12 protein-coding genes are annotated in these 13,331 nt (G+C 57.1%); 6 read left to right on the top strand and 6 right to left on the bottom strand.

Features of this window, described 5'->3' with window-relative positions; all coding sequences use genetic code 11:
• Positions 1 to 8: 8 nt before the first annotated feature.
• A complete protein-coding gene (gene glnG / locus GT753_RS23200; protein ID WP_015379452.1) occupies positions 9 to 1,421 on the top strand; it encodes a nitrogen regulation protein NR(I) in 1,413 nt (470 codons plus the stop codon).
• Between the two features lie 112 nt (positions 1,422 to 1,533).
• Positions 1,534 to 1,656: a YshB family small membrane protein gene (locus GT753_RS23195; protein ID WP_004931250.1), complete on the top strand. Its 123-nt coding sequence runs from the start codon at positions 1,534 to 1,536 to the stop codon at positions 1,654 to 1,656.
• Between the two features lie 34 nt (positions 1,657 to 1,690).
• On the opposite strand, the gene hemN is transcribed toward GT753_RS23195, so the two are convergent.
• Together hemN and yihI are read right to left on the bottom strand one after the other, a co-directional pair.
• Positions 1,691 to 3,064 carry an oxygen-independent coproporphyrinogen III oxidase gene (hemN, locus tag GT753_RS23190; RefSeq protein ID WP_160125996.1) on the bottom strand — a complete coding sequence of 458 codons (1,374 nt, stop codon included), beginning with the start codon at positions 3,062 to 3,064 and terminating at the stop codon, positions 1,691 to 1,693.
• A 182-nt stretch (positions 3,065 to 3,246) separates the two neighbouring features.
• Positions 3,247 to 3,789 (bottom strand): Der GTPase-activating protein YihI, encoded by a 543-nt coding sequence (yihI, locus tag GT753_RS23185; protein ID WP_160125995.1) that lies wholly within the window; start codon positions 3,787 to 3,789, stop codon positions 3,247 to 3,249.
• Between the two features lie 734 nt (positions 3,790 to 4,523).
• Between yihI and yihA the strand changes: the two genes are divergently transcribed.
• Complete coding sequence (yihA, locus tag GT753_RS23180; RefSeq protein ID WP_004931258.1) at positions 4,524 to 5,168, top strand: ribosome biogenesis GTP-binding protein YihA/YsxC; 645 nt, start codon at positions 4,524 to 4,526, stop codon at positions 5,166 to 5,168.
• A 517-nt stretch (positions 5,169 to 5,685) separates the two neighbouring features.
• Here the strand turns inward: yihA and polA are convergent.
• On the bottom strand, positions 5,686 to 8,484 hold the full coding sequence (gene polA, locus GT753_RS23175) for a DNA polymerase I (RefSeq protein WP_021504486.1): 2,799 nt from the start codon (positions 8,482 to 8,484) through the stop codon (positions 5,686 to 5,688).
• 497 nt (positions 8,485 to 8,981) lie between these two features.
• Between polA and GT753_RS23170 the strand changes: the two genes are divergently transcribed.
• Positions 8,982 to 9,878: an acyltransferase gene (locus tag GT753_RS23170; RefSeq protein ID WP_015379457.1), complete on the top strand. Its 897-nt coding sequence runs from the start codon at positions 8,982 to 8,984 to the stop codon at positions 9,876 to 9,878.
• Between the two features lie 42 nt (positions 9,879 to 9,920).
• On the opposite strand, the gene dsbA is transcribed toward GT753_RS23170, so the two are convergent.
• From dsbA to GT753_RS23155, 3 genes are all read right to left on the bottom strand, one after another.
• Entirely contained in the window at positions 9,921 to 10,544 is a 624-nt protein-coding gene (gene dsbA, locus GT753_RS23165; protein ID WP_004931264.1) for a thiol:disulfide interchange protein DsbA, read from the bottom strand.
• Between the two features lie 29 nt (positions 10,545 to 10,573).
• Positions 10,574 to 11,560, bottom strand: coding sequence for a serine/threonine protein kinase (locus GT753_RS23160; protein WP_160125994.1), 987 nt, complete (start codon positions 11,558 to 11,560; stop codon positions 10,574 to 10,576).
• Positions 11,561 to 11,658: 98 nt separating this feature from the next.
• Positions 11,659 to 11,928 carry a YihD family protein gene (locus tag GT753_RS23155; protein WP_004931268.1) on the bottom strand — a complete coding sequence of 90 codons (270 nt, stop codon included), beginning with the start codon at positions 11,926 to 11,928 and terminating at the stop codon, positions 11,659 to 11,661.
• Positions 11,929 to 12,076: 148 nt separating this feature from the next.
• On the opposite strand from GT753_RS23155, the gene mobA reads away from it, so the two are divergent.
• Entirely contained in the window at positions 12,077 to 12,667 is a 591-nt protein-coding gene (mobA, locus tag GT753_RS23150) for a molybdenum cofactor guanylyltransferase MobA (RefSeq protein WP_049240864.1), read from the top strand.
• Positions 12,664 to 13,182, top strand: coding sequence for a molybdopterin-guanine dinucleotide biosynthesis protein MobB (mobB, locus tag GT753_RS23145; RefSeq protein WP_031299931.1), 519 nt, complete (start codon positions 12,664 to 12,666; stop codon positions 13,180 to 13,182). Before mobA ends, mobB begins: the two co-directional genes overlap by 4 nt.
• Positions 13,183 to 13,331: the final 149 nt, after the last annotated feature.

Genomic DNA, 13,331 nt, shown 5'->3' with positions numbered 1-13,331 from the left:
GGTTTGCAATGCAACGAGGGATAGTCTGGATCGTCGATGACGATAGCTCCATCCGCTGGGTGCTTGAGCGCGCGCTCACCGGCGCGGGCCTGAGCTGCGCCACCTTCGAAGGCGGCAATGACGTGCTGGAAGCCTTGGCCACGCAAACCCCCGACGTGCTGCTGTCCGATATCCGCATGCCGGGCATTGATGGTCTGGCGCTGCTCAAGCAGATCAAACAGCGCCACCCGATGCTGCCGGTGATCATCATGACCGCGCATTCGGATTTGGACGCGGCCGTCAGCGCCTATCAGCAAGGGGCCTTCGACTACCTGCCGAAACCGTTCGACATCGACGAAGCGGTGGCGCTGGTCGAGCGCGCCATCAGCCATTATCAGGAACAGCAGCAGCCGGTGCGCAGCCAGCCGGCCAGCGATCCGGCGGCGGACATCATCGGCGAAGCGCCGGCGATGCAGGACGTGTTTCGCATCATCGGTCGGCTCTCGCGTTCGTCGATCAGCGTGCTGATCAACGGCGAATCCGGCACCGGTAAAGAGCTGGTGGCACATGCGCTGCACCGCCACAGCCCGCGCGCCAAATCACCGTTCATCGCCCTGAATATGGCCGCTATTCCCAAGGATCTGATCGAGTCCGAGCTGTTCGGCCACGAGAAAGGCGCCTTCACCGGCGCTAACCAAATCCGTCAGGGGCGCTTTGAACAGGCCGACGGCGGCACGCTGTTCCTCGACGAGATCGGCGATATGCCGCTCGACGTGCAAACGCGCCTGCTGCGGGTGCTGGCGGACGGCCAGTTCTACCGGGTCGGCGGCTATGCGCCGGTGAAGGTCGACGTACGCATCATCGCCGCCACGCACCAGAACCTGGAGCTGCGGGTACAAGAAGGCAAGTTCCGCGAGGATCTGTTCCACCGCCTGAACGTGATCCGTGTACACCTGCCGCCGCTGCGCGAACGCCGTGAAGACATCCCGCGGCTGGCGCGCCACTTCCTGCAGATCGCCGCCAAGGAGCTGGGCGTCGAGGCCAAGAACCTGCATCCGGAAACCGAAACCGCGCTGACCCGCCTGCCCTGGCCGGGCAACGTGCGCCAGCTGGAGAACACCTGCCGCTGGCTGACGGTGATGGCCGCCGGGCAAGAGGTGCTGATTCAGGATCTGCCGGGCGAACTGTTCGAAACCGCCGCGCCGGAAAGCCCCAGCCACAGTCTGCCGGACAGCTGGGCCACGCTGCTGGCGCAGTGGGCCGATCGCGCGCTGCGTTCCGGTCATCAAAATCTGCTGTCGGAAGCGCAGCCGGAAATGGAGCGCACGCTGCTCACCACCGCCCTGCGCCACACCCAAGGGCACAAACAGGAAGCCGCGCGCCTGCTGGGCTGGGGGCGCAATACCCTCACCCGCAAGCTTAAAGAGCTGGGCATGGAATAGGAACGGGGTGGATGATGAAAAACGCAGTCCGGCGCACAAAAAAACGCCAACCACAGACTTTACAGCCGGCGCGGGCGCAGTATGATCGTGTCGCACACTCTGGAGGTTGACGATGCTGGACTCATTCATCGCATTCATTTCTCAGGGCGCGGAGCTGGGCTCCGCCGCCAGCCACACCCCGCAGGCGGCGGTTGCCGCGGTGTTGTGCGCCGCGCTGATTAACTTCTTCAGTTAAAAAAACAGCCGCATCAGCGGCTGTTTTTTCATCCTCAGATCACCCGAGAGAACTGCTGGCTGCGCGCCTGTTGCCGCAGATAGCGGTCGAAGCACATGCAAATATTGCGGATCAGCAAGCGCCCGCGCGGCGTGACGCGAATGCCCTGCTCGTCGCGCTCCACCAGCCCATCGCGTTCAAACTGCGCCAGCAGCTGCAGGTCTTCGGCGAAGTAAGCGGTGAAATCGATGCCGTATTGCCGTTCGAGCGGCTGATACGCCAACCGGAAGTTGCAGATCAGGGTTTTGATCAGATCGCGCCGCAGACAATCGTCGTCCGTCAGCGCCAGCCCGCGCCACAGGGCGTTGCCCTGCGCCGGTACGCTCTCATAGTAATGCTTCAGCTCTTTCTGGTTCTGCGCATAGCTGTCGCCGAGCATGCTGATGGCCGACACGCCCAACCCCAGCAGATCGCTGTCGCCCTGGGTGGTGTAGCCCTGGAAATTGCGGTGCAGCTTGCCTTCGCGTTGCGCAATCGCCAACTCATCGTCCGGGCGTGCAAAGTGATCCATGCCGATAAACTGATAGCCGGCGTCAGTCAGGAACGCGATGCTCTGCTGCAGGATATCCAGCTTCTGCTGCGCGCTGGGCAGATCGGCGTCTTTGATTTTGCGCTGGGCGGCGAATAAATTCGGCATATGCGCGTAGTTGAACACGCTGAGGCGATCGGGATTCAGTTCAGCCACCCGCTGCAGGGTGAAGGCGAAGCTTTCCGGCGTCTGTTTCGGCAGGCCGTAGATCAGATCGATATTGGTCGAGCGGAAGCCCAGCGCTTTGGCCCGCTCGATCAGGGCGAAAATGAAGGCTTCATCCTGCTCGCGGTTGACCAACTGCTGCACCTGCTTGTTGAAATCCTGCACCCCCATGCTCAAACGGTTAAAGCCTTCGGCGCGTAAATGATCGAGCACATCCAGCGCTATCTCGCGCGGATCGACTTCGATCGACATCTCCGCATCGGGCAGAAAATCAAAATGTTCGCGCAGCACCGCCACCAGCCGGCTGATTTGCGCTTTATCCAGATAGGTTGGCGTACCGCCGCCCCAGTGCATCTGACCGACCTTGCGGCCGGCGAACAGCGGCGCACGGCTGGCGATCTCTTGCGCCAAAACGTTCAGGTATTCGTCGGCCTTGTGCGTCTGGCGCGTCACCAGCTTGTTGCAGCCGCAGAAATAGCACAGCTTATGGCAGAAAGGGATATGCACGTACAGCGACAGCGGGCGCTCAGGGTAGCGCACCGCGGCGCGTTGAAACGCCGCTTCGTCGTAGCGCTGGTTAAACTCGAGCGCCGTGGGGTATGAAGTATAACGCGGCCCTGAGTAGTTATATTTTTGGATCAGGGCCAAATCCCAGACAATCGTCTGCTCTGACATGCTCACTCCTTCCGATATCTTTTTCTACCGGGCCGGGAGAGAGGCGGTTGTCTGCGCTGTCTGGCCACGGAAGCGCTGCGAAAACGCGCTTTGCGCTTAGACAGCCGCCATAGTTTACCGAATAACCACAGCAGATAACACATCAAGAGTAGGGCTATTGTCGGGATCAGCCACATGGCGCGTTAAAAAGCGTCCTTCGGGTTGCCGCCTTTCAGCAGCTTCAGAATATCTTCCTGCTTCTCTTCTTCTTCCTCATCGTCTTCATCGCCCAGCTCGATGCCCAGCACGTCCATCAGCACATCGATGCGATCCAGCGTCTTGTCGACATACGCCTGCTCTTGCGCGTTCAGCGTTTCGCCATCGTCGATGCGATCCAGCAGCGCGTTCAGGCGTTCGTCATTTTCCAGCTTCGCCAGCTCTTCTTCCGGCGACAGGCGCGGTTTCGCTTCGGCCTTTGGCTTCGGCTGCGGTTTGGGCTTCACTTTGGTTTCGTCGACCACCAGCGCAACCGGCACTTTACTGCCGATACGCGGATCTTTGGCTTCCGCCGCCGATTTGTTTTTCTGGCTGCCGGACTCGACCTGAGTGCGTGAACCGGAAGCGTGGCCGCGGCGCTTTTTCAGGCGTTTGCGCTCGCGCGCTTCCTGATCGAGCTCCATACGGCTTTTCTTTTTCGTTTTTGACTTCGCCGCGCTGCCGCGAGGTGCTTTTGATGGCTGGTTCATAGCGTGTGCTCTTAGGTATGTAGATTCAGTATAGAATTGCGGCGGAATCTAGCAGAAAGCGGACAAAGAAAAAAGGCGGCAGGTTAAACCTGCCGCCTATTTCGCACCTTCTTGCGAAGGGTATTCCTGTTACGCGCTCCTTGCGTACATGCAACATCCCGGTTTTTCCTTCTGCTATAACCGCATTCCCTGCCACTACGTCCTTCATCCTGAAAGGAAAATCGTCCATGGCGCAATCCATTCGCATCCGCTCTTCCCGAGCGCGCTTCCTGCGGGCATCCAAACTGCCGATACTTCACCATCCGATGTGCCTGCCGCCTATTCCGGTGCGAAAGGGTCACTTCCTTTTGCGTTCATCCTGGCACTCATTGCACGCCCTGTGCATTCCCTGAGATTTGTCATCCTTCCCGGATGTTCCCTAATCCTGCGCAACCCTGCGTTAACGAGTACTTTACGTTATTGTTGCGAAGGCTCAAGGCACCTGACGCCGATTTGACTGACATTTCCACACAACGAAAAAACAACATGTTGTTTTTAAAATAAAAACAGAAATATCACTTTCGAATAAAGCGACATTACCCGCGATTCGAATGGCAAATGTCTCACAACGTACGGTCGGCTTAACTGTCGTTTTATCGCGCCCCGCCGCTTAAAAACGGAGAAACACGCCATTTTTACCGCTGATGCAGTTATAATCGCCAACCAGTTAGCCATCCTCACGGAGACGAAAAATTTTGACCAGCAAGAACTACAACTATCATGTGACCCATTTCGTCACCAGCGCACCCGATATTCGCCATCTTCCGGGGGATGCAGGAATTGAAGTCGCCTTTGCCGGCCGTTCCAACGCCGGTAAATCCAGCGCGCTGAATACGCTGACCAACCAAAAAAGCCTGGCGCGCACCAGTAAGACGCCGGGGCGCACCCAGCTGATCAACCTGTTCGAAGTGGAAGACGGCATTCGTCTGGTCGACCTGCCGGGTTATGGCTACGCCGAAGTGCCGGAAGAAATGAAGCGCAAATGGCAACGCGCGCTGGGCGAATACCTGCAGATGCGCAACAGCCTGAAAGGGCTGGTGGTGCTGATGGATATCCGCCATCCGCTGAAAGATCTCGACCAGCAGATGATCCAGTGGGCGGTCGACGTCGGCACGCCGGTGCTGGTGTTGCTGACCAAGGCCGACAAGCTGGCCTCCGGCGCACGCAAGGCGCAGCTCAACATGGTGCGTGAAGCGGTGCTGCCGTTTATGGGAGATATCCAGGTCGAAGCCTTCTCATCGCTGAAAAAGATCGGCGTCGACAAGCTGCGCCAAAAGCTGGACACCTGGTTTAACGAGATCCCGCCGGAAGTGCTGCCGGAAGAGGACATCGGCGAATAAGCCCTGATCGCACGCTTGAGCCGATGCCTAGCCGCATCGGCTTTTTTATGCCCGCAGATCGGCCGCAGGCGGGATTTTTTGTTATCTAATTACACTTTTGAAATAAAGCCATCATAAAGACTTATTGCCAAAACGGGCTTGTCTCGCCGAATTACGCGGATTGAGGGAGCGGAAGCTGAAATGAAAAGCGGGGCCGAGCGATAGGAAAAACGTATGGTTTGCTGCTGTTTTTACAATAAAAAACGCCCCAGTCAATACTGACTGGGGCGGCTAAATATTCAGCCAAATCCGATTACGTGAAGTAAAAGGTCTGAAAGATAGAACATCTTACCTCTGTACCCTACGCCTGTAACTCTACATCATTTTTTCGCAGGGAAAAAGAATTTTTTGTAGTTTACTTACACAATTTGCGGCGCAAGAACGGCGAAGTTGGGGAAACTATCGCCGCATCTTGTAGCTTAATTACGAAAAGTGCTTAGCTTCTCGCCAGTTAGCGCATACGGCGATAACCCGGCGATCAGTGCGCTTCATCCCAGTTCATGCCGACGCCCACATCGACCTTCAGCGGCACCGCCAGAGCCATGCTGCCTTCCATCAGTTGGCGGATGCGCTGGCTGGCTTCTTCGATCACCGATTCATGCACCTCGAACACCAATTCATCGTGCACCTGCATGATCGCGCGCACCAACGGCTTCTCCTGCCCTTGCAGCCAGGCGTCGACCTCGATCATCGCACGCTTGATGATATCGGCTGCCGTGCCCTGCATCGGGGCGTTGATGGCGGCGCGCTCGGCCGCCTTGCGGCGCATGGCGTTGCTGGAGCGGACGTCCGGCAGATACAGACGGCGGCCGTCCAGCGTGCTGACATAGCCCTGCTCGGAAGCCTGCTGACGGGTGCGCTCCATGTAATCCAGCACGCCCGGGTAACGCTCAAAGTAGAGATCCATATAGCGCTGGGCTTCCCCACGCGGGATCCCCAACTGACGCGCCAGGCCGAAGGCGCTCATGCCGTAAATCAAACCGAAGTTAATCGCCTTGGCGCTGCGGCGCTGCTCGCCGGTCACTTTATCCAACGGCACGCCGAAAACTTCCGACGCCGTGGCGCGGTGAATGTCTTTCCCTTCGGCGAAGGCCTTCAGCAGCCCCTCATCCTGTGACAGATGCGCCATGATGCGCAGCTCGATCTGCGAGTAGTCGGCCGCAACGATGCGGTAGCCTTCCGGCGCAATAAAGGCCTGGCGAATGCGCCGCCCTTCTTCGTTGCGCACCGGGATATTCTGCAGGTTCGGATCGCTCGAGGAGAGGCGGCCGGTGGCGGTCACCGCCTGATGGTACGAGGTATGCACCCGGCCGCTGACCGGATTGATCATCAACGGCAGCTTGTCGGTATAGGTAGTCTTCAGTTTCGCCAGGCCGCGGTATTCCAGGATCACCTTCGGCAGCGGGTAGTCCAGCGCCAGCTCGGCCAGCACCTCTTCGTTGGTGGACGGCGCCCCGCCCGGGGTTTTCTTCAGCACCGGCAGCTTTTGTTTTTCGTACAGGATCGCCTGCAGCTGCTTGGTCGACGCCAGGTTGAACGGCTCTTCCGCCAGCTCGTGGGCCTGCGCCTCCAACTCTGCCAGACGCTTGGCCAACTCCTGGGAGTGGGCCGACAAAATGGCCGGATCGATCAGCACCCCGGTGCGTTCGATATGCGACAGCACCGGCAGCAGCGGCATTTCAATCTCATTGAATACCGTCAGCAGTTCCGCGCTCTGTTTCAGCTGCGGCCACATCGCCAGGTGCAGCTGCAGCGTGACATCGGCATCTTCGGCGGCGTAAGGCGCCGCCTGCTCCAGCGCGATCTGATTGAACGTCAGCTGGTTTTTGCCCTTGCCGGCGATCTCTTCGAAGGTGATGGTTTTGTGGCCCAGATAACGATCGGCCAGGCTGTCCATATCGTGACGGCCGCCGACGCTGTCCAGCACATAGGACTCCAACATGGTGTCGTAGGCGATGCCGCGCATCTCGATGCCGTAGCGCGCCAGCAGGCTCATGTCGAACTTCAGGTTTTGCCCGACCTTGAGCGCCTTCTCGTCTTCCAGCAGCGGCTTGAGCGCCTCCAGCACATAAGCGCGATCCAGCTGCGCCGGCGCATCCAGATAATCGTGCGCCACCGGCAAATAGGCCGCTTCGCCCGGCGCGATCGCGAAGGACAGGCCGATCAGGTTGGCGGTCAGGGTATCCAGACCGTCGGTTTCGGTATCGAAGGCAAACACGTCGGCCTTTTTCAGCCGCGCCAGCCAGTCGGTAAAGGTCGCTTCATCCAGGATAGTGACATACCCGTCCTGGGACAGCTTGGCTTCCGCCAAGGCTTTCGGCGCTTCCACGGCGGCTGCCGGTTTGGCGGCGCCGGCAGCTTTCGCGCCCGCGCCTTTCTTGTTTTCCAGCCAGACGCCGGCTTCCACGTCCGCCAGCCAGCGTTTGAACTCGTACTGTTTGAACAGCTGTTGCAGCGTATCGACATCCGGCTCAGATACCGTCAGGTCCGCGCAGGTCAGATCCAGTTCGACGTCGGTTTTGATCGTCGCCAGCTTATAGGAGAGGTACGCGACCTCTTTGTTCTGCTCCAGCTTGGCCGCCATGGTTTTGGCGCCGCGGAAGCTCAGCGTGGCGATGTTCTCCAGATTGCCGTACAGCGCATCCAGCCCGCCGATCCCCTGCAGCAACGCCTGGGCGGTTTTCTCGCCCACGCCCGGTACGCCGGGAATGTTGTCCGATGAATCGCCCATCAGCGCCAGGAAGTCGATGATCAACTCCGGCGGAATGCCGTACTTGTCGCACACTTCCTGCGGGCCGAGGATCGTGTTGTTCATGGTGTTGATCAGGGTGACGTTCGGCGTCACCAGCTGCGCCATATCTTTGTCGCCGGTGCTGATCAGCACCGCATGGCCGGCCTTTTCGGCCTCCAGCGCCAGCGTACCGATAACGTCGTCCGCCTCAACGCCGGGTGTCACCAGCAGCGGCAGGCCCATTGCCTTGACCATGCTGTGCAGCGGCTCGATCTGCGCGCGCAGATCGTCCGGCATCGGCGGCCGGTGTGATTTGTATTCAGCGAAGAGATCATCGCGGAAGGTTTTCCCTTTGGCATCAAACACCACGGCAACGTGGCTCGGTTGATACTGCAGCAGCAGGCTGCGCAGCATATTCAGCACGCCGTACATCGCGCCGGTCGGCTCGCCCGCCGAGTTGGTCAGCGGCGGGAAGGCGTGATAAGCGCGGTAGAGGTAGGAGGAACCGTCAACCAGGATTAGTGGGTTTTCTGCAATCTGGGCCATAGCGTTTCTTTATCGTGATCGGACATAGAGGTAAGCATGCCATAGCTGGCCGCCGGAGACGAACCTTAGCGTGCATTGCGGACGAAAATGATGTGATTGTGTGCGAGGATCCGCAAGATCTTACCTGTGGATAACTTTGTGCATAGAAAAGAGACCGAATTATAACGCTGCGATTATCGTTATAACGGCGAATAAAATTCCTATTTAAATCACCGCGTTAAAAGAACGAATTCCGGCGACGCTTTATTACTGGCATTTATTGAATTTGTGGATATAACTTTCGCCGGATTTTAATCGCACTATTAATCAAATTCGGCGCCTCAATTACCATAGCACAAGCTGGACAAGTTGCACGAAAACTCAGCAAATGGTTATCCATCGAGACGAAAAACAGTGATTTTTAGCGGCGCTTTACCCCGGCGATTTCTGTTAAAATGCGTTTTTGTTCATGCGCTTTGGCATGCAACGATGTTCCCAACAACCGTCAGCCCATAATCATGCCAAGATTGTTAACGCCTGTTATCTTTATCATTTCCGTCATACTTACCATTCTGGTGACGGTGTTGTGCTCCATCCCCATCACGCTGGCCGGCATCGTGAAACTCCTGGTGCCCATTCCCGCCGTCTGGCGATATATCTCGGCTTTCGCCGATTTCATGATGTGGTGTTGGTGCCAAGGGCTGGCGCTGTTATTGCGCATTAACGGGCAATTGCGTTGGGATATTGAAGGGCTGGAAGGGTTGGATCGCAAAAACTGGTATCTGCTGATCAGCAACCACGAAAGCTGGTCGGACATTGTCGTGTTATGCGTGCTGTTCAGAAATCATATTCCAATGAATAAGTATTTCCTCAAGCAACAGCTCGCCTGGGTGCCTTTTGTCGGCCTGGCCTGCTGGGCGCTGGATATGCCATTCATGAAGCGTTATTCCCGCGCCTATTTGCTCAAGCATCCGGAAAAGCGCGGCAAGGATATCGAAACGACGCGCCGTTCCTGCGAAAAATTCCGCCAGCGTCCAACCACCATCGTCAATTTCGTCGAGGGTTCGCGCTTCACTGAAGCCAAGAAAATTAAAAGCAATTCGCCGTATCGCAATTTGCTGGCGCCTAAAGCCGCCGGCATCGCGTTTACGCTCAGCGCGCTGGGCAATCAGTTCGACAAAGTGTTGAACGTTACTCTGCTCTATCCGGAAAATAACCAGCGGCCTTTTATGGATATGCTGTGTGGGCGGCTGACGCGTATCGTGGTGAGAATAGAGACGCTGCCGATCGATGAAACCCTGCACGGCGACTACTTCAACGACAAACAGTTCAAGCGGCGCTTCCAGCTGTGGCTGAATACGCTGTGGCAGGAAAAAGACCGGTTGCTGGATAAATTGAAGCGGCAATACGGATAAAAAAACGCCGGCGATGCCGGCGTTTTTCATATTGAATCAGGCTTATTTCTGCTGGCTGAGGAATTTAACCACATCGGCGAACTGCTTCACGTAAGCGTCCATCGAGCTGGTGTCCAGGCCATCGTTTTTAACCATGTATTTGCCGTTGACGAATACCGCCGGCACGCCGCGCAGCTGCAGATCTTCTGCGGCTTTCTCCTGTTGAACCACCAGAGATTTCACCACGAAGCTGTTCCAGGCCGCGTCATAATCTGCAGCGGTCACGCCCGCTTTCACGAAGACGTTGCGGATATCGTCCGGCGTTTGCACGGTCTGGGTTTTCTGCACCGCTTCAAACATCAGCGGGCTCACCTTGTCTTCCACGCCCAGCGCCATCGCCACCGCCCACGCCTGAGTCAGCTGTTTGCCCAACGGCCCCAGGAACTCCACGTGGTACTTGGTCATTTTGGTGCCGGCAGGCAGCGCTTTCTTTACGTTCTCAGACACATGATAGACCTGCTCGAACTGGTAGCAGTGCGGGCAGTAGAAGGAGAAGAACTCCAACACCTGCGGCTCGCCGGTCACCGGTTTGTCCAGAGTCACATACTGAGCGCCATCGCTAAACTGTGCCGCCGAGGCGCTGAATGCCATCACCATGCCAACGAGCGCCAACCATATTTTTTTCATAAGACTAAACTCTCCATTGTGTTAAAGCTTCAATACATTGGCGTCAGCTGCAGAGGAGGCTCCTGCAACAGCTTAACCTGTTCGGTGAAGGCCGCAGTCTGAGACAACCAGAAATCAGACTCCGCCATCCACGGAAAACTCTTAGGGAAGGCCGGATCCTGCCAGCGGCGAGCGACCCAGGCCAGGTAATACACCATGCGCATCGCCCGCAGTGGTTCAATCAACGCCAGCTCGCGCTGATCGAACTCGGCAAATTCGCTATACGCCTCCAGCAAGACATCCAGCTGCATCAGTTGATCGCGACGTTCGCCGTGCAGCAACATCCACAGATCCTGCACTGCCGGGCCGTTGCGCGCGTCATCAAGATCGACGAACAGCGGGCCATCGCGCCACAGAATATTGCCCGGATGGCAATCACCGTGCAAACGGCGCGGCTGCCAGTTCAGATGCCAGTGCGACTTGATCGCCGTAATCAGATTATCCGTCGCCTGCAGGAACGCGTCACGCTGCGTTGCCGGTAGCAGCCCGCAATCGGCCAGCACCTGACGCGGGCCGGTGAGGTACTCTTCAATCCCCATCGTTGGCCGCTCAGCGAACAAACGCTCACCGCCGACCTGGTGGATACGCCCCAAAAAACGGCCCACCCATTCCAACTGATCCAGATTGTCTATCTCGTATTGCCGGCCCCCCACGCTGGGGAACAGGGCAAAGAAAAAACCGCCGTGCGTATGCAGGGTAGCGCCTTGCAGCGCCAACGGCGCCACCGCCGGGATCTCCGCGCCGGCCAGATCCAGAGCGAACTGATGTTCCTCACCGATCTGTGCGGCGCTCCAGCGCTCCGGGCGGTAAAACTTCACCACGTAGCGCCGGCGATCTTCGTCCATAAACTGATAGACGCGGTTCTCGTAGCTGTTCAGCGCCGTGAGGCCGGAATCGACGCGCAGGCCAACTCCTTCTAGCGCGTCCATAATCAAATCGGGCGACAGGGTTTCGAAATTAAAAGCAGAGTTATTCATAACGTTCGTTTGATCGCTGACAGCACGGTGCCGGGAATGAGAAATAGTAGCATTAATGGCGCATTTCACGCGCTATGCTTTCTCGCACCGCACGAGGATCAGTCCTTGATAACGCCGCGAGCGCGCAGCAGCGCCGTTTTAAAATCTTCTTCGTAATCTTTCTTCAGACCCGGGATCTGATCCGTGCCGGCGCTACCGCGCATTTTCAGGTGATAAATGAGAATGTCGTCGCTCAGTTCGGACAACTCGCCCTGGAAGCCCGCTTCCTTCGCCAGCTTTTGCAAAAACTGCATCAAATTGAGATCGGGATCTTCCTGCCAGGCCGGGTGCAACAGCTCGATCAACTCGTTTACGCGATGCGTTTTCATCTCAATATCGTCCAATAGCATGAATAAACTCACAAAGTAACAGGCTTACCCACACAGTGAAAGAACCGGCTTGTCAATAAAGGTAAATCCTGATGTCACGCCTGCTTTAGCGCTACAATCAGCCCATCGACAAGGCGGGATAAACGAGATGCATAAAGAAATCAGCGGCGTCATTTTGGCCGGTGGACGGGCCACGCGTATGGGCGGTGAAGACAAAGGCCTGGTGTCGATTGGTGGTATCGCACTCTATCAACACATATTGGCTCGGTTACGGCCGCAGGTGGCTTCCATCGTCATCAGCGCCAATCGCAATCAGGCATGTTACCAGGCGAGCGGTTTGCCGGTGATTGGCGATCTGACGCCCGATTTCGCCGGGCCGTTGGCCGGTATGCTGGCCGGACTCAAGCAATCTTCCAACGAATGGGTGGCCTTCGTCCCTTGTGACGTCCCCGACTTTCCCGCTGACTTAGTGGCACAACTCTGGCGGCAAAAAGGCGCTGCGCCGGCTGCCTTTGCCAGCGATGGCGAACGTGATCACCCTACGCTGGCGTTACTGCATACCCAAATAGCGCCGCAGCTGGCCGACTATCTGGCGCGCGGTGAACGCAAGCTGATGCTGTTCTTGCATCAGATTAACGCACAACGCGTGGTGTTCAGCGGACAACAAGCGGCATTTCATAACCTGAATACGCCGGAAGACTGCCGACATTGGCAGCAAACACGAGAGTTAAAGAAATGAATCGTTCATTGCCCCCCTTGCTGGCCATCGGCGCCTACAGCGGTACGGGAAAAACCACCCTGCTCAAACAGCTGATCCCGTTGCTGAAACAGCGTCAGGTAAGGATTGGACTGATCAAACATACGCATCACGACATGGATGTGGATACGCCAGGTAAGGACAGCTATGAGCTGCGTAAAGCGGGCGCCGATCAGACGCTGGTCGCCAGCGATCGCCGCTGGGCATTAATGACCGAAACGCCGGAGCAACAACCTTTGGATCTACGCTACCTGGCAGAGCGTTTTGATGCCGATAAGATCGATTTGATTCTTGTTGAAGGGTTTAAACATGAGCCGGTCAGCAAAATCCTGCTTTATCGGGCCGAGATAGGCAAACCGTTGGAAGACATGTTGGATCAGTTTGTCGTGGCGGTAGCCAGCGACCGACCACTATCCATTTCAGCTAAGCAGCTGGATCTCAATCAACCGGAAAGCATCGCCGACTTTATTGTCGAGTGGTTGAAAGGCGCAGCGTAGCTGCGCTTTTTTACGTTTTACGCATAGCAAAAAGCCCTGAACGTCAGTTCAGGGCTTTCGGCTTTATTTGATGCCTGGCAGTGTCCTACTCTCGCATGGGGAGACCCCACACTACCATCGGCGCTACGGCGTTTCACTTCTGAGTTCGG

It is taken from the genome of Serratia sp. Z4 (genome assembly GCF_009900725.1).
GTDB lineage: Bacteria > Pseudomonadota > Gammaproteobacteria > Enterobacterales > Enterobacteriaceae > Serratia > Serratia nematodiphila.
This window is presented reverse-complemented; position numbering and strand designations above follow the sequence as displayed.